Source organism: Natronococcus roseus (assembly GCF_043677095.1).
GTDB classification, from domain to species: Archaea; Halobacteriota; Halobacteria; order Halobacteriales; family Natrialbaceae; genus Natronococcus; species Natronococcus roseus.
Window position 1 is genome coordinate 1 of sequence record NZ_JBHLJR010000004.1, and the last position, 22,367, is coordinate 22,367.

The 22,367-nt window shown below is 65.4% G+C and carries 22 protein-coding genes and 4 tRNA genes; 12 read left to right on the forward strand and 14 right to left on the reverse strand.

Annotation, left to right across the window (positions count from 1 at the left end; genetic code table 11):
• Nucleotides 1-287: 287 nt before the first annotated feature.
• The 3 genes from ACFEMD_RS10995 to ACFEMD_RS11005 form a co-directional block, all read right to left on the reverse strand.
• A tRNA-Thr gene (locus ACFEMD_RS10995) sits at nt 288-359 on the reverse strand.
• Nucleotides 360-536: 177 nt separating this feature from the next.
• Nucleotides 537-608: transfer RNA gene (locus ACFEMD_RS11000), tRNA-Thr, on the reverse strand.
• 72 nt (nt 609-680) lie between these two features.
• The gene (locus tag ACFEMD_RS11005) at nt 681-1,382 is read right to left on the reverse strand and encodes a DUF7114 family protein (protein WP_394741054.1); all 702 of its coding nucleotides are present in this window, start codon (nt 1,380-1,382) and stop codon (nt 681-683) included.
• A 60-nt stretch (nt 1,383-1,442) separates the two neighbouring features.
• Here ACFEMD_RS11005 and ACFEMD_RS11010 point away from each other — a divergent pair, with 60 nt between their 5' ends.
• Together ACFEMD_RS11010 and ACFEMD_RS11015 are read left to right on the forward strand one after the other, a co-directional pair.
• A complete protein-coding gene (locus tag ACFEMD_RS11010; RefSeq protein WP_394741055.1) occupies nt 1,443-2,141 on the forward strand; it encodes an enoyl-CoA hydratase/isomerase family protein in 699 nt (232 codons plus the stop codon).
• A gap of 51 nt (nt 2,142-2,192) precedes the next feature.
• Entirely contained in the window at nt 2,193-2,726 is a 534-nt protein-coding gene (locus tag ACFEMD_RS11015) for a GNAT family N-acetyltransferase (RefSeq protein WP_394741056.1), read from the forward strand.
• On the opposite strand, the gene ACFEMD_RS11020 is transcribed toward ACFEMD_RS11015, so the two are convergent.
• Nucleotides 2,727-3,521 (reverse strand): NAD+ synthase, encoded by a 795-nt coding sequence (locus tag ACFEMD_RS11020; RefSeq protein WP_394741057.1) that lies wholly within the window; start codon nt 3,519-3,521, stop codon nt 2,727-2,729.
• A gap of 185 nt (nt 3,522-3,706) precedes the next feature.
• Here ACFEMD_RS11020 and ACFEMD_RS11025 point away from each other — a divergent pair.
• A tRNA-Gly gene (locus ACFEMD_RS11025) sits at nt 3,707-3,777 on the forward strand.
• A gap of 166 nt (nt 3,778-3,943) precedes the next feature.
• Here ACFEMD_RS11025 and ACFEMD_RS11030 read toward each other — a convergent pair.
• The 3 genes from ACFEMD_RS11030 to ACFEMD_RS11040 all read right to left on the reverse strand — a co-directional run bounded on the left by ACFEMD_RS11030 (nt 3,944) and on the right by ACFEMD_RS11040 (nt 5,969).
• Nucleotides 3,944-4,114 (reverse strand): hypothetical protein, encoded by a 171-nt coding sequence (locus ACFEMD_RS11030; RefSeq protein WP_394741058.1) that lies wholly within the window; start codon nt 4,112-4,114, stop codon nt 3,944-3,946.
• 90 nt (nt 4,115-4,204) lie between these two features.
• Nucleotides 4,205-5,599, reverse strand: a complete 1,395-nt coding sequence (locus tag ACFEMD_RS11035; protein ID WP_394741059.1) for a hypothetical protein — start codon at nt 5,597-5,599, stop codon at nt 4,205-4,207.
• Nucleotides 5,600-5,723: 124 nt separating this feature from the next.
• The gene (locus tag ACFEMD_RS11040) at nt 5,724-5,969 is read right to left on the reverse strand and encodes an amphi-Trp domain-containing protein (protein ID WP_394741060.1); all 246 of its coding nucleotides are present in this window, start codon (nt 5,967-5,969) and stop codon (nt 5,724-5,726) included.
• Between the two features lie 120 nt (nt 5,970-6,089).
• Here ACFEMD_RS11040 and ACFEMD_RS11045 point away from each other — a divergent pair, with 120 nt between their 5' ends.
• A complete protein-coding gene (locus ACFEMD_RS11045) occupies nt 6,090-6,917 on the forward strand; it encodes an NAD(+)/NADH kinase (RefSeq protein WP_394741061.1) in 828 nt (275 codons plus the stop codon).
• Here ACFEMD_RS11045 and ACFEMD_RS11050 read toward each other — a convergent pair whose 3' ends face one another.
• The 3 genes from ACFEMD_RS11050 to ACFEMD_RS11060 form a co-directional block, all read right to left on the reverse strand.
• The gene (locus ACFEMD_RS11050) at nt 6,918-7,550 is read right to left on the reverse strand and encodes a DsbA family oxidoreductase (protein ID WP_394741062.1); all 633 of its coding nucleotides are present in this window, start codon (nt 7,548-7,550) and stop codon (nt 6,918-6,920) included.
• 62 nt (nt 7,551-7,612) lie between these two features.
• Nucleotides 7,613-8,386, reverse strand: coding sequence for a DNA-directed RNA polymerase subunit epsilon (locus tag ACFEMD_RS11055; RefSeq protein ID WP_394741063.1), 774 nt, complete (start codon nt 8,384-8,386; stop codon nt 7,613-7,615).
• 484 nt (nt 8,387-8,870) lie between these two features.
• Nucleotides 8,871-9,791, reverse strand: a complete 921-nt coding sequence (locus ACFEMD_RS11060; RefSeq protein WP_394741064.1) for a nucleotidyltransferase domain-containing protein — start codon at nt 9,789-9,791, stop codon at nt 8,871-8,873.
• A 390-nt stretch (nt 9,792-10,181) separates the two neighbouring features.
• Here ACFEMD_RS11060 and mptA point away from each other — a divergent pair, with 390 nt between their 5' ends.
• Entirely contained in the window at nt 10,182-11,108 is a 927-nt protein-coding gene (gene mptA, locus ACFEMD_RS11065) for a GTP cyclohydrolase MptA (RefSeq protein WP_394741065.1), read from the forward strand.
• Here mptA and ACFEMD_RS11070 read toward each other — a convergent pair.
• Together ACFEMD_RS11070 and ACFEMD_RS11075 are read right to left on the reverse strand one after the other, a co-directional pair.
• Nucleotides 11,105-11,908 (reverse strand): TrmB family transcriptional regulator, encoded by an 804-nt coding sequence (locus tag ACFEMD_RS11070; RefSeq protein WP_394741066.1) that lies wholly within the window; start codon nt 11,906-11,908, stop codon nt 11,105-11,107. The two genes, mptA and ACFEMD_RS11070, sit on opposite strands and share 4 nt — an antisense overlap.
• A 70-nt stretch (nt 11,909-11,978) precedes the next feature.
• The gene (locus tag ACFEMD_RS11075) at nt 11,979-13,637 is read right to left on the reverse strand and encodes a DUF255 domain-containing protein (protein ID WP_394741067.1); all 1,659 of its coding nucleotides are present in this window, start codon (nt 13,635-13,637) and stop codon (nt 11,979-11,981) included.
• 104 nt (nt 13,638-13,741) lie between these two features.
• Here ACFEMD_RS11075 and ACFEMD_RS11080 point away from each other — a divergent pair, with 104 nt between their 5' ends.
• The 4 genes from ACFEMD_RS11080 (at nt 13,742) to ACFEMD_RS11095 (ending at nt 18,381) form a co-directional block, all read left to right on the forward strand.
• Nucleotides 13,742-14,332, forward strand: coding sequence for an FxsA family protein (locus tag ACFEMD_RS11080; RefSeq protein ID WP_394741068.1), 591 nt, complete (start codon nt 13,742-13,744; stop codon nt 14,330-14,332).
• A 68-nt stretch (nt 14,333-14,400) separates the two neighbouring features.
• A tRNA-Ile gene (locus ACFEMD_RS11085) sits at nt 14,401-14,474 on the forward strand.
• A 795-nt stretch (nt 14,475-15,269) separates the two neighbouring features.
• Nucleotides 15,270-17,186 (forward strand): asparagine synthase-related protein, encoded by a 1,917-nt coding sequence (locus ACFEMD_RS11090; protein WP_394741069.1) that lies wholly within the window; start codon nt 15,270-15,272, stop codon nt 17,184-17,186.
• Complete coding sequence (locus ACFEMD_RS11095; RefSeq protein WP_394741070.1) at nt 17,179-18,381, forward strand: carboxylate--amine ligase; 1,203 nt, start codon at nt 17,179-17,181, stop codon at nt 18,379-18,381. The genes ACFEMD_RS11090 and ACFEMD_RS11095 overlap by 8 nt, the downstream gene beginning before the upstream one ends.
• A gap of 36 nt (nt 18,382-18,417) precedes the next feature.
• On the opposite strand, the gene ACFEMD_RS11100 is transcribed toward ACFEMD_RS11095, so the two are convergent.
• Entirely contained in the window at nt 18,418-19,317 is a 900-nt protein-coding gene (locus tag ACFEMD_RS11100) for a polysaccharide deacetylase family protein (RefSeq protein WP_394741071.1), read from the reverse strand.
• Nucleotides 19,318-19,431: 114 nt separating this feature from the next.
• On the opposite strand from ACFEMD_RS11100, the gene ACFEMD_RS11105 reads away from it, so the two are divergent.
• Nucleotides 19,432-20,097, forward strand: a complete 666-nt coding sequence (locus ACFEMD_RS11105) for a peptide-methionine (S)-S-oxide reductase (RefSeq protein ID WP_394741072.1) — start codon at nt 19,432-19,434, stop codon at nt 20,095-20,097.
• Between the two features lie 55 nt (nt 20,098-20,152).
• A complete protein-coding gene (locus ACFEMD_RS11110) occupies nt 20,153-20,830 on the forward strand; it encodes a DUF502 domain-containing protein (protein ID WP_394741073.1) in 678 nt (225 codons plus the stop codon).
• Nucleotides 20,831-20,973: 143 nt separating this feature from the next.
• Here ACFEMD_RS11110 and ACFEMD_RS11115 read toward each other — a convergent pair whose 3' ends face one another.
• On the reverse strand, nt 20,974-21,315 hold the full coding sequence (locus tag ACFEMD_RS11115) for a hypothetical protein (RefSeq protein ID WP_394741074.1): 342 nt from the start codon (nt 21,313-21,315) through the stop codon (nt 20,974-20,976).
• 438 nt (nt 21,316-21,753) lie between these two features.
• Here ACFEMD_RS11115 and rdfA point away from each other — a divergent pair, with 438 nt between their 5' ends.
• A complete protein-coding gene (gene rdfA / locus ACFEMD_RS11120; RefSeq protein WP_394741075.1) occupies nt 21,754-22,362 on the forward strand; it encodes a rod-determining factor RdfA in 609 nt (202 codons plus the stop codon).
• The last annotated feature ends 5 nt before the right edge of the window (nt 22,363-22,367 follow it).

Here is a 22,367-nt window from a genome sequence, read left to right on the forward strand (position 1 = left end):
TGAGGCGTGCGTTTTCGGGCATAGAACACTTTGAAAACGCCACGCCTCACTTCTTCAACCTTATCTGAACACCGCCGAGGACGACGTCCGTTCAGGGCCGTGATGTGGCAAGGGCCACCGTTCCATCAGGACGTCTGGCGCTCGAGGACAGGCATCTGTGTCATCGTGTTCCCTCCTCGCCCTACTCGTCGATTCCCGCCGACAGTTTTCGTCGTTTTCGAGCGGTTCAGAGGGTCGAGGCCGCCAATGCAGACGATCAGCGACTCCTCTCGCGGTTATCTGTGAAAAGCCTAGGCCGGGATTTGAACCCGGGCTCTCGTCCTTACCAAGGACGCGCTTTACCGCTAAGCTACCCAGGCGCGTAATTCGTGGTTCGCCCGTGGCGAATTTATCCCTTTCGAAACCCGGCCCGCGGGAGCTACCGCTCGAGCGGGAGCGGACCGACGGCTCGAGTGCGGGGATCGTAGAGGACGTAGCAGACAGCTCCCGCAGGGAGTCGTCACTCGAGAGAACTAGACGACGCGAGAATCGGCGAGAGCCTAGGCCGGAATTTGAATCCGGGGTCTCGTCCTTACCAAGGACGCGCTTTACCGCTAAGCTACCCAGGCGCACTCGTTGGTTGCGTCGAGCTCACTTTAGGGGTTTCGATTCGCCACCGGGCGTGGGTGGCCGTGGCGCGGTCAGCTGTCGGTCACGGACGTCGCCCGGTCGGTCGTCGACTCCTCGAGGGAGCGCTCGGAGACGCGGCTCTCGGAGCCGACCGTCGACCGTTCGGCGGGGGGAAACGACGTCCCCGCGGCTGCGGCGATCTCGTCGGCGCGCTCGAGCAGCGACGGCGACGGGTTCTCGTCGACGGCCGCGGCGCCGGCCAGAACGGCCAGCTCGAGGACGTCCCGCTCGAGGGTCGCATCGCGGGTCGTCGCCGCGTGTCCGTCGTCGCGCTCGTCGAGGCGGTGGGTCTGTTCGCGGCCGAACGCCTGGACGGTACGAACCGCCTTGTCCGCGGCGTCGGTCCGGGCCAGCAGGTAGAAGCCGCGGGCGACGAGGATGTCGGCTGCGAGGATCTCCAGATCGCCGTCGACGTCGGTCGTGCCGTCGTCGTCGGCCCAGGGCTCCTCGTGGGCCAGCGATCGCGTGAGTCGAAGTCCCTCGTAGATGAGCTGCACGCCGGCGGCGTGGGTGATGATCCCGTCGTCCGGCTCGTCCCCGTTTCGGGCGGCCGTTTCACTCGGTGCGACGGCTCCGGCGCTCTCGAGGGTGAGCGCGCCGGGAAGCATCGACGCGCTCTCGAGCGTGGATTCGATAAGCTCGTAGAGCGCCGGTGGTTCGACGTCCGTGACGGCCTCGATGGCCACACGCCGACAGCTGTCCGCCTGTTCCATCATAGGGCCGTTACGAGGGAGCAGGCAAAGACCTTTGGAAACGCCGAGTAGACTCGTTCCATGATCGACGTCGACAGCGAGGGATCGATCCGGACCGTCACGATCGACAGGCCGGAGCGACGGAACGCGCTGACCGAGGCGGGACTCGAGGCGCTCGAGCGCGCCATCGCCGGCTCCGACGACCCCATCATCGCGCTTCGTGGCGCCGGCCCCGCGTTCTGTGCCGGCGCCGATCTCTCGGTCGTCGCCGAACTCGACCGGGACGGGGCCGAGGCGTTCGCCCGGCTGGGCCAGCGGGTCGCCCGACGTATCGAAGACAGCGACGCGATCGTCGTCGCCGAGATCGACGGTCCCGCACGCGGCGGGGGGCTCGAGCTCGCGCTCGCCTGCGACGTGCGGGTCGGGACGCCCGACTCGACCTACGGCGAGCCCGGCGCCACGTTCGGCCTGTTCGGCGCCTGGGGCGGGACGGTCCGGCTCCCGCGGATCGTCGGCGAGGGCGACGCCCTCGAGTTCGCTTGCACGGGTCGGGCCGTCGGCGCCGAGGAGGCGCTGCGGATGGGGCTGCTCTCGAGGATCGAGGCCGAGCCGCGGACGGTTGCCGAGGAGCTCGCCGCGAACGAGACGGGCGCACTCGCCGTCCTGAAGCGCCGAATCCGCGACGATGCCGACCGAGAGACTCAGGAGCGACGGGAGGCCGAGGCGTTCGGCGACCTCGTAGACGCACACGCCGGGTCGCTCGAGGGACTGCTCGAGTGACCTTCGGACGGCCGAACCGCTTTTTCCGCCCGGCGTGGTGGCTACCGGTAGATGCCCGGACCCGCCTTCCTGACCGGCGAGCGCGTCGCGCTGCGAACGATCGAGGAGGAGGACCTCGAGTTCCTCCAGACGCAGGTCAACGACCCCGCGATCTGGCGGCCGATCGGCAACTCGATGCCGCTCAACGCCGAACAGGAGCGGGAGTTCTTCGAGGAGGCCGTCTGTTCGGACGACGCGATCCACCTCCTGATCGCGGTCGACTCGACCCCGGTCGGAACGATCGGACTCGACGCGATCGACTGGCGAGCCGGCAGCGGCGAGATCGGCTACTGGATCGCCCCGGACCACCACAGGCGAGGGTACGGAACCGAAGCCGCGGAGCTGGTGCTCGAGCACGGGTTCGACCAGCTGGGCCTTCACCGCCTGTCGGCCCGCGCCTTCGCGTTCAACGACGGCTCGAAGCGGCTCCTCGAGTCCGTCGGCTTCACCGAGGAGGGGGTCCACCGCGACGCCGCGTTCGTCGACGGCGAATACTGTGACGTCCACTGGTACGGACTCGTAGAGGAGGAGTGGCGTTCGTCCTGACTACTCGAGGGGATCGGGCGACGGCGGCACTCGACGCTTGTGCATGCTCTGCTCGTACATCCGCCGAACCTTTTCGACGGTTTCGACCTCGACGCCGAGCTCTCGAGCGGCCACGTCGGCCGACAGCGGCCCGTCGATGTGGGTAACCAGGATCGAGTCGAGCGTCTCGTAGTCCATCCCCATCTCGTCCTCGTCGGTCTGGTCCTCCCAGAGTTCGGCGGTGGCGGGCTTGGCCGCGAGGTCCTCCGGCACGCCGACGTGGCGGGCGAGCTGGCGGACCTGCGCCTTGTAGAGGTTTCCGATCGGATGGCAGTCGACGGCGCCGTCACCGTACTTGGTGAAGTAGCCGACGGCGCCCTCGCTTCGGTTCCCCGTCCCGAGCACGAGCCGGCTCTCGTGGTTCGCGACGAGATAGTTGAGAACCCCCCTGACCCGTGCTCGAGCGTTGCCGACCGCCATCCGATCGCCCTCGGCTTCGGGGTAGGCGCCGAGCAGCGAGTCGACGATCGGTTCGATCTCGATCACGTCGTAGCTCATCCCAAGCTCCCGGGCGACGCGCTCGGCGTCGCTCATGTTGTCGTCGCCGCTGACCCGCGCCGGGAGGACGAGCCCGTGGACGTTCTCGGCGCCGAGCGCGTCGACTGCGAGGTGTGCGACGAGGGTGCTGTCGATGCCGCCAGAAAGCCCGAGAACCGCCCCTTCGGCGCCCGCCGCGTCGATCTGTTCGCGAACGAAGTTCGTGATGTGGTCGCGTCGTCGATCTAGCTCCGCGTCCGAAAAGTGAAGCTCGAGCATCGACCGGTAGTACGGCGGGACTGCCCTAATAGGCTCCCCCAAACGGCACAATGTGGACGATCGGTCAGTTTTCGGCCGCGGGCTCGAGGGAGAAGGCGACGTTGGAAAGCGAGCCCACCCGTACGGAACACCGTCCTCGAAGAGACGGTGCGTTTAACTTCGTAGACCGGAAATCCCAATGTAGAGCGCGGTTGGTCCAGCGGTAGGACAGCTGCCTCCCACGCAGCTAGCCCGGGTTCAAATCCCGGACCGCGCATCCTTCGTCGAACCGCGAAAATTCGGGACAGTAGCCAATCGACACGGAGCTACAGCTCCGTCACGACTTCGCGCTCACTCCGCGGGCAGTAAGGTTCTCGAGGAGTTCGAGCAGCAGCCGATGACCACAGCGTAGAGCGCAGCCGGAGACTCGGCCCCGCCTCGAGTCAGTTACCGGCGAGTTCCCGGCTCACCGTCGCGAACAGTACCGCATCACACGAGTAACACGTGAACACGTCGGGCTCGATCGTCCGACTCGCTTCGCCCTCGTGGACCGTCACCGTGTCCGGCTCGACCTCGAGTTCCAGTTCGTCGCCGCAGTGTGGACAGATCGCCATACCACGGGTACGGCGGCGACTCCCGTATGCGGACTGCGCGCAGGTGCGCCCTCGAGCGCCCGAGTTGAAAGAGTTCGCCGGCTTGCCCCTTCAGAGGTAACCGAACAGCGTTCCGACCAGCACCAGTACCCACATCGCGACACCGGCGAGTAGCAGGTCGTTGAACCGGCGCTCTCGAGTCGCGCGTTTCGCCGCGCCGGCGGCGATCAGCCCGAGCGCGATGACGACGAGGCTCCGCTGGAGCACGACGTCGAGCCGGATGACGTCGACGCCGAGCAGTCCGTAGTCGAGCCAGATCGCGAGCGACAGCGAGCCGGCGGCGGCGATCGCGGCGTCGAGCCGGCTGGTGAGCCCGCGTGCGATCAGGTACGTCGCGACGGGGACCCCGACCGCGATCACCGGGTACAGCAGCGCCGCGATCATGTGTGGCGTGAGGAAGCTCGCCCGTCGCTCGAGCAGGAGCCCGCCCATCCGAACCCCGAGGAACAGCGCGAGGATCGCAAAGACGAGCACGAGGTGGCCCGCCTCGAGGCGGTCGTAGGCGGCTGCGAGTCGTCGTCGATCAACGTCGGTGAGCCCGCGCTCGGGGGCGCCTTCCTCGGCGGGATGCGTTCGCTCCTTCCCGACGCTCTCCGCGGCCGAGCGCCGGTAGCGACGGCCCGCCGCGAGACCGACGCCGGCGGGGAGAACGACCATCGACGTCAGGTCGACGACGGTCGTCCAGCCGTCGGCGTCGGAGGGACCGGCGTTGTCGATGTGGATCCGGCGGACGTCCGTCTCGGCGTCGACGCCGGGCAGGTTCATGAAGTCCTGTTCGACTTTCGTCTGGGCGGCCTCGACGCCGTCGACCCGGTGGCGAAGCGTGAACCAGTCGAAGTGCTCGGTGTGGGCTTGCATGGCGATCCACTCGTCGTCGGGGTTCGGACTCTCGTAGAGCCGGATGTGGTAGCGCTGGCCGTAGTACTCCCCTTCCTCGAGCTGGAGCGACTCGGTGGCCCAGTAGCCGTCCTCGCCCTCGCCGGGGTCGACCCAGGCGTAGCGGGTGGTCCCGTCGGCCTCGCCCCACGCGATGCCCGTCGCGTGGCGGTGGTGTTCCTCGAGAACCGTCGTGTTCTCGAGGACGGTGTTGTTCTCGAGGACCGTCCCGTTCCCGGGTCCGTCCTCGGCATCCTCTTCGACCTCCTCCTCGACCTCTTCGATCTCCCCCCAGTCGCCGTCGCCCTGCTCACTCATCGCCCGTAGGACGTCCTCGCTTTCACCGCGGACGATGACGTTGATCGGGCTCCGTTCGTGGAATTCCGCCTCGGGACTCAGGAACCGCCAGAACTCGCTCTCGGAGTCCTCGAGGGAGACGAGCTCCGGCGTCTCCTGGGTATCCTCGGTCACCTGTTCGTCAACCGAGTCGGCAAAAAGCAGCGACGGGCCGCCGATAAACAGCACCGCGACGACGACGAGGGCGACTGCAACCACGTGCGAACGACGCATTTCCACTCAGTTGTGAGAGCTGACCTATCAATCTACCCGTTGCCGTATCGAGCACCTACGTCGACACGCTGACGGCCCTGGCGGACCGTTCGACTGGAACGGCTACGCGGTCGTCCCGGGATCGCTACGAATCGGGCTTCCAGCTCATCGTCACCGTCACCGTTTCGCGGTTCCCGCGGAGCCTGGAGGAGCGCTCGACGACGTCGACCGAGACGGAAACGTCGTCGGAGCGACCGAGGGAGACGGTCTTGTTCCCGACCGGGACGTCGACGCCGTCTCCCCCGTCGTCGAACCGCTGGGAGAGCTCCGAAAGGTAGCTTGCGAGTTCGCTCCGGCTCATCACCTCGTCGTTGGTCGTCCGTTCGGCCATATTCGTAGCTAGCGACCGATCCTCAAAGAAACTGTGGGCTGTGACAGCGTTCCGCTCACGGGCTTGCGAGCCGGCGCGAGACGGGTGGCCTTTTTATTCGCGGGCAGCTATGCGGTGACGATGAACGTCGCCGTCGGAATCGTCGCCCAGCGGGACAACAAGCGGGCACAGACTCTCGCCGCGAGGCTCGTCGATACCCTCGAGGACGGTGTTTCCACCGTCGTCGACGACGCGACGAGCGCCGCGGTCGGTGAGGACGGCGTCCCGGTCGGATCGATGGCCGACCGGGACCTCGTCGTGAGCATCGGCGGCGACGGGACGCTGCTGTTCGTCGCCCGCGAGGTCGGCGGGACGCCGATCCTCGGAGTTAACCTCGGCGAGGTGGGGTTTCTCAACGCCGTTTCTCCCGACGAGGCCGTCGCCGCCGTCGCCGACGCCGTCGAAACACTCCGGCGGACGGGTGCGATCGACGGTCGAGAGCTCGATCGGCTCCGGGCCGACGGCGAGGGGTGGACCCTCGAGCCGGCGCTCAACGAGGTCGTCGTCCACGGACCGCGACGGGGTCACGGCGGCGGCGCAACGATCGAGATCCGGGTCGACGGGGACCGGTACGCGGAGAGCCACGCCGACGGCGTCCTCGTCGCGACGCCGACGGGATCAACGGCGTACAACCTCGGGGAGGGCGGACCGCTCGTCCATCCCGACGGCGATACCCTAGTGGTTACGCAGATGGCCGCGAGCGACGCGATGCCCCCGCTGGTCGTCGACCGCGGTGCGGAGATCACGCTCGCCGTCTCGGAGGCCGAAACCGCCTACGCGATCAGCGACGGGCGGAACCGACGCGAACTCGAGCCACCGGCGACCGTCGACGTCTCGGTCGCGGACGAGCCAGTTACGCTCGCCGGACCTCAGGCCGACTTCTTCGAAGCCCTCGAGAAGCTCGAGTGATCACTCGCCTTCGAGCAGACGCTCGAGTTGCGCCGGCGGGACCGCACCGCGGGCGGCGTATCCGTCGTGAACGAACGTCGGAACGCCGGTGATCCCCCGCTCGTGTGCGTCGGTGAACCGTTCCTCGAGCTCCGCTCGGAGCCCGTCGTCGTCGATCGCGTCGCGGATCTCGTCGGCGGGGAGGCCGGTATCCGCCGCGATCGAGACCAACACGTCGGGATCGCCGATGTCCCGTTCGGCCTGCCAGAGCGCCTCGTAGATCGCCGCGTCGAACGCGGCCCACCCGTCGGAGTAGTGCTGAAAGACGTACCACGAGGCCTGCTGTGCCGGCAGCGAGTCGACCTCGATCGCGAGCGTCTGGCTCATCTCGACGTCGTACTCCGCCTGGAGTCGACGGACGTTCTCCCGGGCCTGCTCGAAGTACTCGTCGTCCTTTCCGTCGTCGACCGAGTGGTCGATCGAGCCGTCCTCGCGTCGCTTGTCTCGCCGCAGGTCGAACGGGTGCCACTCGACCTCGAGCGGCGGTTCTCGCTGCTCGCGGTACCGCTCGAGGGACTGCTTACCGAGGTAACAGAACGGACAGACGTAGTCGGCGTAGATCGTGAGCTGATCGACGGACTCCGTATCGGACATAGTCGCGGTAGGGGTCCGCGACGGAAAAGACGACGGCCCCGGGCAGAGGACACGGACTGAACCTACTCGGTGTCGGTCGGATCGTCGGTCGTCTCGCTTTCGGTCGTGTCCACCGATTCCTCGTCGGCTCGATCCTCGAGGCTCGGCAGGTTCGGATCCCGGTAGGGGTTGCGCCCGTAGGCGGGTAGCTCGTCCTCGAGCTGGGCCTTCAGCACGCGTCGGAGGCGGTTCAGACTCGTCGTATCGAGCCCGTGGTCGGCGGCGAGACGCTTGAACGTCTCCTCGTCGGTGATGTCGTGGGCCCGGTACTGGCCGAACAGCTCGTCCATCCGATCGGGAGAGAGCGCGGAGACGTCGACCTCGTCGAGCCCGAAGTACGCCCGTCGATCGACGTCGACGACGTGGCGGATCACCACGAGAGCGACCTTGGGGATCGCCCGCTGGCTGCCGAACTCGGTGAGGTCGATCTCGTCCATCACGCCCAGCGCGAGATCCCGCTGCCAGGGCGTGAGATCGAGGGCGTTACACAGCGCCTGGGTCGTTCGCAGTCGGTCGAGCCTGTGGGCGCGCTCGCTGTACCCCGGCGTCGCGCCGTGCTGTTCGTCGTGGAGCCGTCGAACGCTCTCGGGGAGATCCGCCTCGGGCGAATCCGCACGCCCGATGACGGTCGCGCTCGGAGTGACGACGCCCCACTGGCGGACGGTCGAGTCGCGCTGGACGTCCGCCCGGGAGAGCGCCCCGGAACCGGGACGCGTCTCGAGGCGACGGTCCTCCTCGAGGCCGTCGGGGGCGGATTCCCGCTGGAGGGCTGGCCCGGAGTCAACACCGTCGTACATCGTGTGTCGCTCAGACCGGGAGACGGAAAAAGACTTGCTCGTTTCACCGAACCCGAGAGCCTCCGCTCGCCGAGTCGGGAACCCGTCTGCGAAAAGCCCTTCGTAGCTCTATCTTGTGTCCAGAAGCACTTAAAGAACGAGCGGTGTGCACCGAGTTCCTATCGGATATCCGTAGCTGCCGAGGTTGGGAACACGAAAAGCGGCGATCTCCCGTCGTAGCTCCACCTTGTGACCAGAGAGACTTAAAGGGCGAGCGGTACCTCCGGGTCCCGTCGAATGCGTATGGCTACCGAAGTGAGAACGTGAGAAGCGACGACCTCCCGTCGTATCTCTACCTTGTTGCCAGAGACACTTAAAGAGCGAGCGACGCGCACTGGTCTGATCGGAGACCCACGGCTATCGAAATCGAGAACGCGAGAAGCGGCGCCATCCCGTCATAGCTCTACCTTGTGACCAGAGCCACTTAAAGAACGAGCGACCCACATTACCGACTCGCCGCGATCAGCTCGTCGATGGCGTCGTTCAGTCGTACCCGATCGGGGCCGTCTCGAGCGTGCACCGCCGGGTCGATGCGCTTCGGAGGGTGGGCGAACGCGCGACCGACCGCGTCGCCGATCCGGACGCCGCCCTCGCCAACGCGCTTTCGCTCGAGGAGATTCCGAGCGCGGTCGATCCGTTCGACGTCGAACACTGTGGGCGCCTGCGTCTCGAGAAAGGTCTCGAACTCGAGTGCCGGGAGTTCGTGGTCGCCGCGCTCGCCGGTCGCTTTCAGGTAGCGCGCGCTCATCGCGGCGCGGGTCACGGTCAGGTTCCGTTTGACCGTCGGCCGCGTCCCCGTCTCGGCGAATCGCTCGTCGTCCGCGTCGACGATCGTCGTCCCCTCGTCGGTCTCGACGAGGTACTCGTCTTCGCGGTGCTCGAGGATCGGAAACGTCTCGTCGTCGTTCCGAACCAGGTGCTCCGAGAGGTACTTCCGGTAGTTGTTCGTTGCGATCCCGCGCCAGGCGTGATAGAGATCGATCGGGTTGTACGTCCGCTCGACGTAGTCCGCAAGCGGGTCGGGATCGTAGCGCGTTCGGTACCGGATCGGGCTCCTGAGGAGGTCGATCGCGCCGTCGTTCGAGTCGGCAAGCAGCGCGGCGAACTTGCGGACGTCCCAGCCCTGATACTCGAGGTCCTCGCGCTCCTCGAGGCACACCGCCTCGACGCCGCCGAGGTGGGCGTACCGTCTGAGGTCCGTCGGCGCGTAGACGAAGCCGACGTCGTAATCGCTGTCGGGTCCCGCCGCACCCCAGGCGTGGCTTCCGCGGGCGACCGCCAGAACGACCGACACCCCCCGGACGCGTTCGATCTCGTCCAGGTGTCGATCTACCGTCTCGCGTACGTGGCGGGGGACCGATACCATCGCTATCGTATGTCGCTCTTCCCGTCCGCCGCTCTCGAGCCCGCTTGAGACGCGCGGCTGCAGTAGAGTTGAAGACCGTAGAATCGACGACTTCCCGTCATAGCTCCACCTTATGATCAGAGCTACTTAAAGGACGAGCGCTCGAGCATCCCCTCGAAACGGCTGGACGGCGGACGCGAGGCTCTACGAATTTGGAGTCCTCGGAGAACGACGACTTCCCGTCGTATCTCCACCTTGTGACCAGAGGCACTTAAAGAACGGTCGGTGTAGCCGCCCCGGCGACACGATCGAATTCCGACGAACGGCGACGCTCGCAGTCGGAACGCCGTGCGATCGGATAACGTCCCCGCTTCCGAAAGGTTGAATCGCACGCTACCCTGAATACGGGCAATGAGTCAGCAGCTCCCGGACGTTCAGGCGTCCTCGCCCGACGTCACCGTCGGCCTGAGCCAGGTCGGCGTCACCGGCGTCGAGAAACTCGTCAAGATCGCCCGCGAAGACAAGCGCCCGATCGTGCTCACGGCCGAGTTCGAGGTCTTCGTCGACCTCCCGTCGTGGCGCAAGGGCGCGGACATGAGCCGCAACATGGAGGTCATCGACGAGATCCTCGAGGACGCGACCCGCGACGAGGCCTACCGCGTCGAGGAGGTCTGTGGCGAGGTCGCCGAACGCCTGCTCGGAAAACACGACTACACCTCCCGCGCGGAGGTCTCGATGGAGGCCGAGTTCATGCGCCGCGAGCAGACCCCCGCCAGCGACCGCGAGACCCAACACACCGTCGACATCATCGCGTCGGCGACGGCGACCGAGGACGGCACCCGCGAGGAGATCGGCGCGAAAGTCGTCGGCATGACCGTCTGTCCCTGCTCGCAGGGAATGTCCGCCGCGCGCGCGAAACAGACGCTCGAGGATCTGGGCGTCGAGGGAGAGACGATCACGGAGTTCCTAGAGCAGGTGCCACAGCCCGGCCACTCCCAGCGCGGCCACGCAACGCTGACCGTCGAAGCCGCCGGCGATCCCGACGTCGACCTCAACGACGTTATCGATATCGCGCGAGACTCGATGAGCGCCCGGATCTACAACCTGGCGAAGCGACCCGACGAGGACCACATGACCTACGCGGCCCACGCCGACGCGAAGTTCGTCGAGGACTGCGTGCGCTCGATGGCCGAGGGCGTCGTCGACGAGTTCGACCAGCTCCCGGACGACGCCGTGGTGACGATGAAACAGTCCAACGACGAGTCGATCCACCAGCACAACGCCCACGCCGAGCGCGTCGTCGAGATGGACCAGCTCCGATCGGAAGTCGACGACTAGAAGACGAGCGGCTCCGCTTCCTCCCACCGCGGCGCGAACTCCCCGTGGACGTTCGCGGCGAACTCCGGATCCTTCAGGTCGATCATGCCGAACGCGTCGCCCGACGACAGCGGATTCGGAACCTGGATACAGATCTCGACGCCGTCGATGATGTTGAACGATCCCGTGACGTCGTCGTTCGTCCGGACGTGAAAGTCGTCGCGGCTCTGTAACGTCGTCCGGTAGCGCTCGCCGACGTTCGCCGAGAGCGAGTCGACCATCTTTCGGGTCATCAGGATATCGACCGACACCCCCCGATCCAGGGCGTCCTCGAGCTGGGCCAGGACGTCCTCGCTGACGGCCTGCATATCCCGTTCGGGTACCGGATCCGCGGCGACCATCACGATGTGGTCGTCGGCGGCGGCGAGGCGCTCGAGCAGGAGGTCGATCGTCTCCTCGGGACCGACGGCGGCGGTCCAGAACTGCTCCTCGACGGGGTCGGCCGCGTCGAGCTCGTCGGCGAGGTCGTCGACGATCGACTCGTACTGGTCGGCCTTCTCGTCGAGCTCGCGCTTCTTGTCCTCGAGCAGGCGATCCAGCGCGGTCGAGGGCTCGACCGCGACGTACTTCTTCGGCCGGCTCGCGGTCTGACTGCGGACGAGGTTGTACTGCTCGATGCTATTTAGTACGTCGTAGATCCGCCCCATCGGCACGTCGCTCGCTCGCGACAACTCCTTGGCCGTTGTGGGGCCGGTGTTCAGCAGTGCTCGGTACGCACGAGCTTCGTACTCGGAGAGCCCGAGATCCCTGAGACTGGCCATACCGTAGACGCTCACCCGAGAAACAAAAACGCTGTGGTGGTTTGCCCTCGATTCGATCTCCGGGGGCTCACTACGTGTGCTGGTCGAGAACCTCCTGCACTCTCTCGCTCAACTGTTCCGGAGTTTCGGCGACCGCCGAAACGTTCTCGCCGAGCTCGACGCATCCGGTCCCGACCTCCAGACCGCCATCGTCGGGCACGACGACCTTCTCGTGGTCCGCGAGTCGCAGCGCCGCGCGGTGGAGATCGGAACCGGGCTCGCCGCCGACCCGGATCACCAGCGGTCCCTCGAGGAGCCGCGAAGCAACCGTTGCGTACCGAGCGATCTGGACGCCGAAGCGGTCGCTGGCGCCGGCGAACTCCTCGAGAGTCTCTCTGGCGACCCCCCGGTACCGATCCTCGTCGGTGAGCTCCGCGAGTTCGACTAACCCGTCGGCGAGGGCGACGTTCGTATCCAGCGGTCGCAGCGGCCGATCGCAGAGGCCGACGCCGTCGCCCTCGCTATCGAGGAACGAGTCGCCGTCGCGGAGTCGCTCGACCGTCGCGTCCGCCACCGCCTCGGCCTCGGCGACCGCGTCGGTGTCGAGGGTGCTCGCCGCGGTCGTCAGTGCGGCGAGCGCTCGAGCCTGGTTCGAGAGCAGACACGTCGCTCCCTCGCCGGATCCGGCTTCGGCGTCGGACTCGAGTCGATGCCTGGCGACGCCGTCCTCGAGGAGCTCGCTCCGAAGCGTCGAAAGCGCACGCTCGGCGTACCGCCGCGCCCGTTCGTCGTCGGTGTAGGCGTAGTAGGTACACAGTCCCTCGATCGCTAACGCGTTCGGCCCGGCGAAGACCCGTTCGTCGACCGGTGGGTCCGCCGCCGCCTCGCGTTCGGTTGGCTCGAGGCCGTGGCTCTCGGGGTCACCGGGTGCCTGGCTGTTCGCGAACGCCTCGGCGTCGCCGTTCCACAGGGTCGTCGTCAGGAACTCGACGGTTCGTTCGGCGGGTTCGCGGTACTCGTCTTTCCCCGTGTGGAGGTAGGCGTTCGCGAACGCGCGCACGAGCGCGCCGTTGGAGTCGAGCAGCTTCTCGTGTTGCAGCCCTGCCCAGTCGCGCTCGGCTGCGAACCGGTAGAACCCGCCCTCGTACTCGTCTAACAGGTTCGCGCCGACGGCGTCGAACGAACGCAGCGCCATCTCGCGGTCGCGCTTGAGCGCGAACTCGAGGGCGTCCGGTAGGGGAAACTTCGGCTCGGTCCCCCAGCCGCCGGCGACCTCGTCGTAGGATTCGGTGAGCTGGCCGAGCATCGACGCCTCGATGTCGCTCGAGAGCTCGCCGGCCGGCGGCGCGTCTTCTCGAAGCGGTCGGGGAACGCGACCCGCGCCGGCCCCCTTCGCCTCCCACATCGTCCGGACGCTGTCGAGCACCTGGCGCATCCCGTCCGGTCCGAGGTAGCCGGCGCCGGTCAGTACGGTGCCGTCGGGAGCCAGAAAGACCGTCGACGGAAACCCGCCCATGTTGTACCGATCGCGCACGCGAGGGTGTGAGTCGACGTCGACTCGAACCGGAACGAACCCGTCGTTGATGTGCGCCGCGATGCGGGGTTCCGCGTAGGTCTCGGCATCCATCTCGTGACAGTGATCGCACCACGTCGCGGTGAGGGCACACAGGATCGGGACGTCGGCGGTCTCGGCCTCGTCGAAGGCGTCCTGACCCCACTCGCGCCACTCGACGCGCGTCGAATCGTTCATACCGGTCGTCGGGCCGTCGGCAGGGTAAGCGCTTCGTTCGGCTCTCTCCGAACCGCCGGGAGGGAGTGTAAAGGGTTTTCACCCGTCGCCGGCTACGTTGAGGCATGCTCCGGTGGATCCTCGCACTACTGCTGATCCCGTTTCTCGATGCGATACTCCTCGGGTTCGTCGCGACCGCCTACATCGGCTGGGTGCCGATGGTACTGCTGGTCGTTCTGACCGGTCTCGTCGGCATGTTACTCGTCCGGGCCGAGGGGCGACGAACGATCCGAAAGATGCAACGCTCGCTCGCCGAGGGGAAGCCGCCGACCGACGAACTCCTCGACGGTGGGTTCCTGATCGCCTCCGGCGCGTTCCTGCTTACCCCGGGGCTGGTCACGGATCTGATCGGATTCCTGCTTGTCGTCCCGCTTACTCGAATTCCGATCCGAACCGCGCTCAAACGTTACGTGATCGTCCCGTACGCGGACAAGAAAACTGGCGGCTTCGCAAGCGGGAACGTCTGGACGTTTGGCTTCCCGGAGGGCAGCCCCAACGGAAACGAGGGACAGGCCCAGTGGTCCGACGGCGGCAACACCTACGACCTCAGCGAGGACGACTACAGCGTCGACAGCGAGGAGTCGTACACGGTCGAGTTCGGCGACGAACGTACCGACTCGAGCGACGAGGATCCTGACGACCCCTACGCCCGGTAGCGATTCTCACGCCTCTTCCAGAAAGAAACACTTAACCATCCCAGCGCACAACTGACTGATGCGGACGCGGGCCAATAGCTCAATTAGGTTGAGCGCCACTCTGATAAGGTGGAGGCTCTCGGTTCAAATCCGAGTTGGCCCACTGCTTTTTCGGCGAACAACACCGTGAGCCGGAAATTCGTGACGTAACTCGGACTTGGAGTAGAGAAGTCGCATGCCCGCACAGCCGAGCGTAGCGAGGCGAGCAGGACCCTCTTCACGTGGTTCAAATCCGAGTTGGCCCACTTCTCGCTCTGAACTGGTCTGTAAACGATGAGCACGTGCTGCTTCGAGAGTTGAGACGCTGTCGTGCTGGCCGCTGATTCGTGAACGGGAGCGAAATGAGTTCGAGTCGACTACGGTTTGACCGTGTCCATCGTTTTGTAGCGACCGAGTTCGGGAGTGGCCCTACCAAACTGTTGTGAAGACACGACCCCGAACTTCCGACCGGTGTCCGCTCGGACGGACAGCCCGAGCACTGTCCGAGTCACTCCGTTCTACGGACAGCGTCTCGAGGCGGTGACCGTCGGTCGGTCGAGTGGCCCGCCCGTAAGGAACTGTTGGTGGTCGTGCCGGTACGATATAGCCTCTTCTTCAATTCGTTTCGTCCATCGTTGCAGTGGCTCGAGTCGATTCGCCGTGACACGTCCACGTTCCAGTCAGGCCGGTTAACAGTCAATTAAGCGCTTTTCGAGGATCGGTTTGGGACCGAATCCGTCCGCGACTGTGGGCGTCATCGATCTTCGGCCATCCCGATTCCCACCGAGTGATCTTTACCGACGCTATAATAAACAGCCAGAATAGATTTCTCCTGACTGTGATGTTGCCAGTCCGTAAGCACCGACTGCTACCGATCGGCCGAACCGGTGTCGCCGATCCGGAGCTGAGGTGACATTTCGTGAGGTGTACGAACGGTGTGGTCTGTGCTGATGGGGCGCTGTCGGACGGAGCGTTCGACGAGTGGCTTCCGTCCGAGCCGGCGATTCAGTACACGACCGACCACGTTGCAATCGCGACCGACCCCAACGAGTGTCACTCGTCGGGTCAGTCTGCGGGTGCCGGAAACGAGTCCGTTCGCTGTTGGCTGCTCGGTGACGTCTACGGCTACGAAGCCGGCGGCGTGGGTCGATCCGGTGGCTACGAGCCCCGACCTGCCGACATCGACCCCGCACAGTACTGTCTGTCTCTGTACGAACGAACGGGACTCGAGTTCCTCGAGGGACTCAACGGGAACTACACGCTGTTGCTCTACGATCGTGAGAACCGCCACTTTACTCTCTGTACGGATCGGTTCGGGACGGTTCCGGTCTACTGGACGCGAACCGACGACGACAGGATCGTCTTCTCGACGAACGTCCAACTGATCCCGTTCCACCCCGACGTCGACACCGCGTTCCATCCGGCATATCTCCACGAGTATCTCGCGTTCCGGCGCACGTTTGGCGTCAAGACACCGCTCGAGGGGGTCGAAAAGCTCGAGCCCGGAGCGATCACGTCGATCGAACTCGAGAACGGATCGGTTCGGGCCGACCAGTACTGGCGACCCCAGTACCGACCACGTGACGAGTCCTTCGAGTGGTTCGTCGAGGAGTTCACCGACCGGTTCCGGACCGTCGTCGACGAGTGGACACACGACGACTGCGAGTACGGCGTGTTACTGTCGGGGGGCAGTGACTCCCGGCTCGTCCTCGCTGCTCTCGACAACGCCACTGCGTTCCACATGAACGACTGGATGAACCGCGAGTCGCGCATCGCCGAGCGGGTGGCCCTCGAGGCCGGCGCCGAGTTCCGACTGCTTGAGCGCGGGGCCGACTACCGAATCGGTGCGCTCGAACGGAACCGCTGGGCCGACTCCTTCAACGGCTGGTTCAGTCAGCCGTACACCAGCGGGTTCGAAACCGAGGTCACCAGTCAGGTCGACGGCGTGCTATCGGGACTGTACAGCGACTCGCTGTTCGGCGAGTACGGCGTGCCGTCGCCGAACGTCTCGCTCGGGCCCCTGGGCTCGATGACGGTCCCGATCGAACGGCCGGTCGACTCCGTCGACGAGTATATCGACCTCTTGCTCGAGACCGCAGCCGACGACCTCGAGATGCCGACCAATCTCCGCACGATCCTCGAGTCGAACATTTACCGGGATGGCGATCAGGTCGTCCACCACGGCGTCACCTACGAATCGCTCAAGGACGTCGTCTACTACGGCGACTGCTACCCGCTCTCGAACGACGACGATATGCGGTTCCACAGCGATCTCCGCCGAATGCTTCCGTACCGATCGCCGTTCCTCGACAACCGGCTGCTCGATCTCTCGCTGTCGATGCCGCCTCGGTACAAGCTGCGTCGGGATCTGATCGGACAGGCCGTTACTCGGCTCGATCCCGATCTCGCGGCGATCCCACACGCCAGCACCGGCGTCTCGCTCTCTCGGTCGTTCCCGGTGGAGTACGCCGGCGAGCACTTTCTGGAGTTCTGGCGCAAGCACGTGACCAATCGGACGCCGCCGAAACCGTACCTGACCGACGGCCCCTGGCTGGACGACGCCGAACTCCTCCGATCGTTCGATTTCACGGGCGAGGTCCTCGAACAGCGCGGCCACCTCGCCGACGCGTTCCCCGGTCCGAACGCGGACGCGATCCGCAGACTGTACCACACGCACTGCCACGACGAGGACCGCGTCGGAGAGCTCTACACGCTGTTGACCGTCCTGACCATGCCAGTAACCGCCCACCTCACCGATTCCGAGACGACCGACCCGAACCGAGCGAAACCGAACGCCTCGCGGTACCGTCAATCGAGGGTGATCGACGTTGAGTGACGAACGCGACGCGGTCGTCATCCCCGCATCCCGGTATCCACACGGCTACACCTCGGTCCGTTCGCTGGGCTCGAAGGGCGTGTACACCATCGCCGCGGTCGACGATCCGAACCTCAGCGTCACCGCCTCGCGGTACTGCGACGAGACCGCGCTCGTGCCGCCGCCGAGCGATCTCCCGGCCTACCGGGACGCGTTGCTCGGCCTGGCCGCCCGTCCCGACGTTCGGACGATCATCCCCCACCGTCCCCACGACACCTACATCCTCTCGCGGGAGTACGAGGCGTTCGACCGCCACGTCGACCTCGTCGTCCCGCCGATGGAGATGCTTCGCAACGTCCACGACCGCAAGCGCCTCGCCGAGATCGCGACCGACGCGGGCGTGGCGATTCCGGAGACGCAACTGCTCTCCGAGGTCGAGGACTGGAGCGACAACCGGATCGTCAAGTCCCGCTACAACCTGCTCACCGACGCCTACCTCGAGGAGTTCGAACTCGAGGACTCGAAGATCGCCAAATCCGTCGAGCATATCGCGCCGGGCGAGACGCCCGATACGGACGCGCTGATCGAGAAGATGGGCCACGAACCGATCGTTCAGGAGTACGTCGAGGGCGCCGACGAGTACGTCTTCGGCGCGCTGTACGAACACGGTGAGGCGCTTGGCACCTTCCAGCACCGCCAGCTCCGGGGCGACTCCTACACCGGCAGCGGCGGCGTCTATCGGGAGTCGGTCCACATTCCCGAACTCGAGGAGGCCGGGCGCGCGATCCTCGACGAACTCGAGTGGCACGGGCTGGCCTGCATCGAGTACATCGAAGACGCCGAAACCGGCGAGTTCTCGATCGTCGAGATCAACCCGCGGATGTGGCAGTCGCTCGCCTGTGCGGTCAAGGCCGGCGCGGACTTCCCGGCCTGGTACTGGCTCGCGGCGACGGGTCGCAGCGAGCTGATAGACCCCACCTACGAGACCGGCGTCAGCACGCACTACCTCTACGGCGAACTCGAGCACCTCGTCAGCGTCGCCCGCGAGGAGTCGCCGTTCGTCGAACGGCCATCGCTCGCGGGACGGGCCGGCGAGATCGCCAAATCATGCGTCGAGGACCGGTCGTTCGACTTCCTCCACCGCGACGATCCGATGCCGATCGTTCGCCAGGTCCGCAACGAGATCGGGGACGCCGTCGGCCGACGACTCGGCTGACGGTCGTCGTCCGCAGACCGGCTCCGATTCGGCCGATCAGACGTAGTTGCTCTCGCTTTCGTACACCGACGGATCGTCCCTGAACCGCTCGGCGATCGTCTCGAGGGTGACGAACTGCGCGTTCTCGTGGCTCTTGACGTACTGGATGAACTCCTCGAACAGCGGGATCATGTGCGGAAGCCCGTGGAGGTCGGGGTGGATCGTGAAGGTGTAGACGCCCGATCCCCGACGGTTGTAGAGGTAGTCGAACTGTCGCTTGTAGTATTGCTCGTACATCATTTCGGGGTCCTTGTAGCCGGCGTGATAGACCGGCTGCTTGATGAACAGCATCGGCGGGATGTCGTCGCGGTACCAGCTGATCGGAATCTCGACGACGTCGGTCTCTTCGCCGTACTGGTAGGGCTCCATCCAGGTCTCCGGGCTCTCGTCGTAGTCGATCTTCTCCCAGCTGTCGCCCTCCCGCATCCAGCCCGGTTCGAACTGCCGTTCCATCAGGCTGCTGTCGTAGTCGAAGCCGTGTTTCTGGACGAGTTCCGGCGTGTTCTCGCTGAACTCCCACCAGCTGGCGCGGTGGCCGACGGGTTCGGAGCCGGTGACGTCCTCGATGAGCTCGATCGAGACCTCGAGGATCTCGTCTTCCTGCTCCCGCGAGAGGTCAGTCGGATTCTCGTGGGAGTAGCCGTGAACGCCGAGTTCGTGGCCGTCGGCCGCGACCGCCTCGATCTCGTCTCGAAAGGTCTCGATCGTGTGACCGGGGACGTACCAGGAGGTCTCGATATCTTGCTCCTCGAACAGCGCGAGCATCCGAGGAATTCCCTCGCTTCCGGCCGACAGTCCTCGGGAGAGGTCCGCCGGAGAGTCCTCGCCGCCGTACGAGCCGAGCCAGCCGGCGACGCAGTCCGCGTCGACGCCGATCGCTACGTCAACTGTTCCCATAACGTCCGGAGAGCCACCGACGAGGGGCAAGGAACTAGGGGCTGCAGGTGCCGACGGAACGGAGTCGTCCGGCGGGCGACGACAGTCACATCAAGCTCGGCCCGAAGAACCGGTATGGAACCGACGGAGTCCGCGACCGACGAGCCGGCACTGCTCGAGGACGGTCCCATCGAACTTCCGAACGGGACCGCGCGGTCGACGCTCGGGATGGGCTGTTTCTGGGGACCAGACGCCCGCTTCGGCGCGCTCGAGGGCGTCGCCCGAACCCGAGTCGGCTACGCGGGCGGGACCGAGCCCGATCCGACCTACTTCGCACTGGGCGATCACACCGAGGTCGTCCGGGTCGTCTACGACCCCGAGTTGCTGTCCTACGAGGAGCTTCTCGAGGCGTTCTGGGCGAACCACGACTGGCACTCGAGCGCTCCGAAGCGACAGTACCGCAGCGTCGTCCTCGCTCACGACGACGACCAGTACGAAACCGCGAGTCGGGAACGGGCGGCGATCGCGGACCGAACCGGACGGTCGCCGGCGACCGATATCGAGCGGCTCTCGTCGTTTTACTCGGCCGAGCCGTCCCACCAGAAGTACGAGCTCCGCTCGAGACCGACCGTCGGGGACGAACTCGAGACGCTGTACGGCGACTCGTTCGTCGACTCGACGATCGTCGCGCGACTGAACGGGTTCGTAGCCGGATACGGCGATCGAAGCCACCGCGAGACGCTGCTTGCGGGGCTGGATCTGCCGGCGCCCCTCCTCGCGGAACTCCGGCGGACGCTTTGACCTCGGCCGACCGCGATCTAAACCTATTCATAGGGCGAGGCGGTTACCCGTGAGTGTGGAACGAACCGACCTGAGCACGTGGAAGCGAGACTTCGGGCGCGGACTCGTCGTCATCGTTCCGATCACAATCACGGCGGTTCTCGTCTACGTGCTCTACTCGTTCGTCTCGACGTTCGTTCCGACGATGCTGCTCGACGGCGCCGCTCTCGAGCCGGTTCTCCCCGGCGTCGGCGACCGAGCACGCGAGATCGTCGCGGGGCTGTTGCGCGTCGTTACCGTCTTCTCGATCATCGCCGCGTTGATGTACCTGCTCGGCCACCTCGCGCGGACGACGGCTGGAGAGCTGTTCGAGGCCTGGCTCGACCGCGCCGCGAACCGCGTGCCGGGGCTGCGACTCGTCTACAACGCCTCGAAGACGACGACCGAGGTGACGGTCGGCTCCGAGTCGGTCCAGGGACCGGTCAAACTCGAGATCTGGCGCGGGGTCCGAATGACGGCGTTCAAAACCGGCCACCAGACGGACGACGACCAGGTGATGCTGTTCCTGCCGACGGCGCCGAACATCTCCACGGGATTCGTGCTCGAGGCCGATCCCGACGACATCACGGAGCTCGACGAGACCACCGAGTCGGCGCTGACGCGGATCATCAGCGCCGGCTTCGGCGGCGACGACGAAACGGGCCACGACCGCCCCGGTGAGCAGTCCCGTTCGAACCGTCGCCCGAAGTCGTGACGTTCGGGCGGCAGAGAGCGCGATCGCGAACTGTTGTCGTCGCTGACCTGCCACTGGACACCACTGGTCGGCTTCGTTTCGATCCCGAATCGCGTCGTTTCCGACCCGGCCGTCGCGAGTCGACGAAGTCGTTCCCGAGAGCGTCAGGGCCGACCGGTGCTCTCGGGTTTTTCCGGAAGGTGCTGGTAGCGACGGAGCGCTCTATCCTCGACGACGACGAGTAAAACGTCCCGTTCGTCGATCTCGTCGAACTCGTCGACGTCGACGACGAGCTGGTCGACCACCCGGTTGTCCTCCTCGAGCAGGATCACGACGTGTCGGCCGTCGACGATCCGATCGACGACGCCGATGTACTGGTCGACGCCCTCGCTCGAGGCCGATTCCGATCGCGCAGCGGCCGCGCCCGATCCGGCGACCGATGCGATCCCGAGTGCGCCCGCAGTTCGAAGGACGGTTCGTCGCGACAGTTTCGTTCGATCTGTCATACCCCGGTTGGCCTCGGTTTGATATATAAATTCGTGGAACCGGAAGGGACAGTTCGATCACATGCACCGAAACTAATCACTTTATGTATGTATAGGGGAAATACTACGAATACAGATAAGTATCCAAAGCGGGATTCGGGTACGAGGTGTTCCGGATAGAACACCTCGGTGATGAATCGACTACGAGCCATTTGGGACCTAAAGACGATATTAATTCCAATTAGGTATAATATTTAGGACTAAATTAGTGGAACTATTACGAATCCGAAGATCGGTTCGTAGCTGTATCGTTCGTACCTGCCTCGATAGATATAGAGAACTAGTATTATCTCTATCTGGCACTTATTACTGGACTTCCAGTCCGTATTACGGACATACCTGTGTAAACGCACCGCGGTCTCGGAACCCTTTTTGCTTGGTACGCCGTTCGCCGTACCAATGGCTGACCGTGACGCGACGTGTTGCAAGCTCGGCCGAGTCGCCGAGACGTACTCGCTCTCGGGACTCGACGAGGATCTGGTCTCGTACTGGACCGGGACGGGCGACGAACAGTACAGCACGCGAGAGCTGGCGACGATCGTCAACCAACGGATCCTCGAGGCGGCGTTCGAGACCGCCGGCGTCTCGTACAAAGAAGGGGAGATCGAGAACACCTATCGGCTGCTCAGCGCCGACGACGTGACGAGCGGGACTCGAGTCCAGACGCGCAACGAACTCGAGCGTGACGGCGTCCCAGTCGACGACGTCGAATCGAACTTCGTCTCCCACCAGACCGTCTACAACCACCTCACCAAGTGTCTCGAGGCCGAGCTTGCGACCCCGAGCGACGAGGAACGGCTCGAGCGAGCCGAGGAGAAACTGGGTGCGCTCCAGAACCGGACTGAGGCGGTCACGGGCGATACGATCGCCCAACTGCGACGCAACGACGTCGTCGACATCGGTACGTTCGACGTGCTCGTCTCCGTGACGGTGACCTGCGAGGAGTGCCAGCAGCAGTATACGGTGCGCGAACTCCTTGAGGAGCGAGCTTGCGACTGTTCGGCCTAACGAGA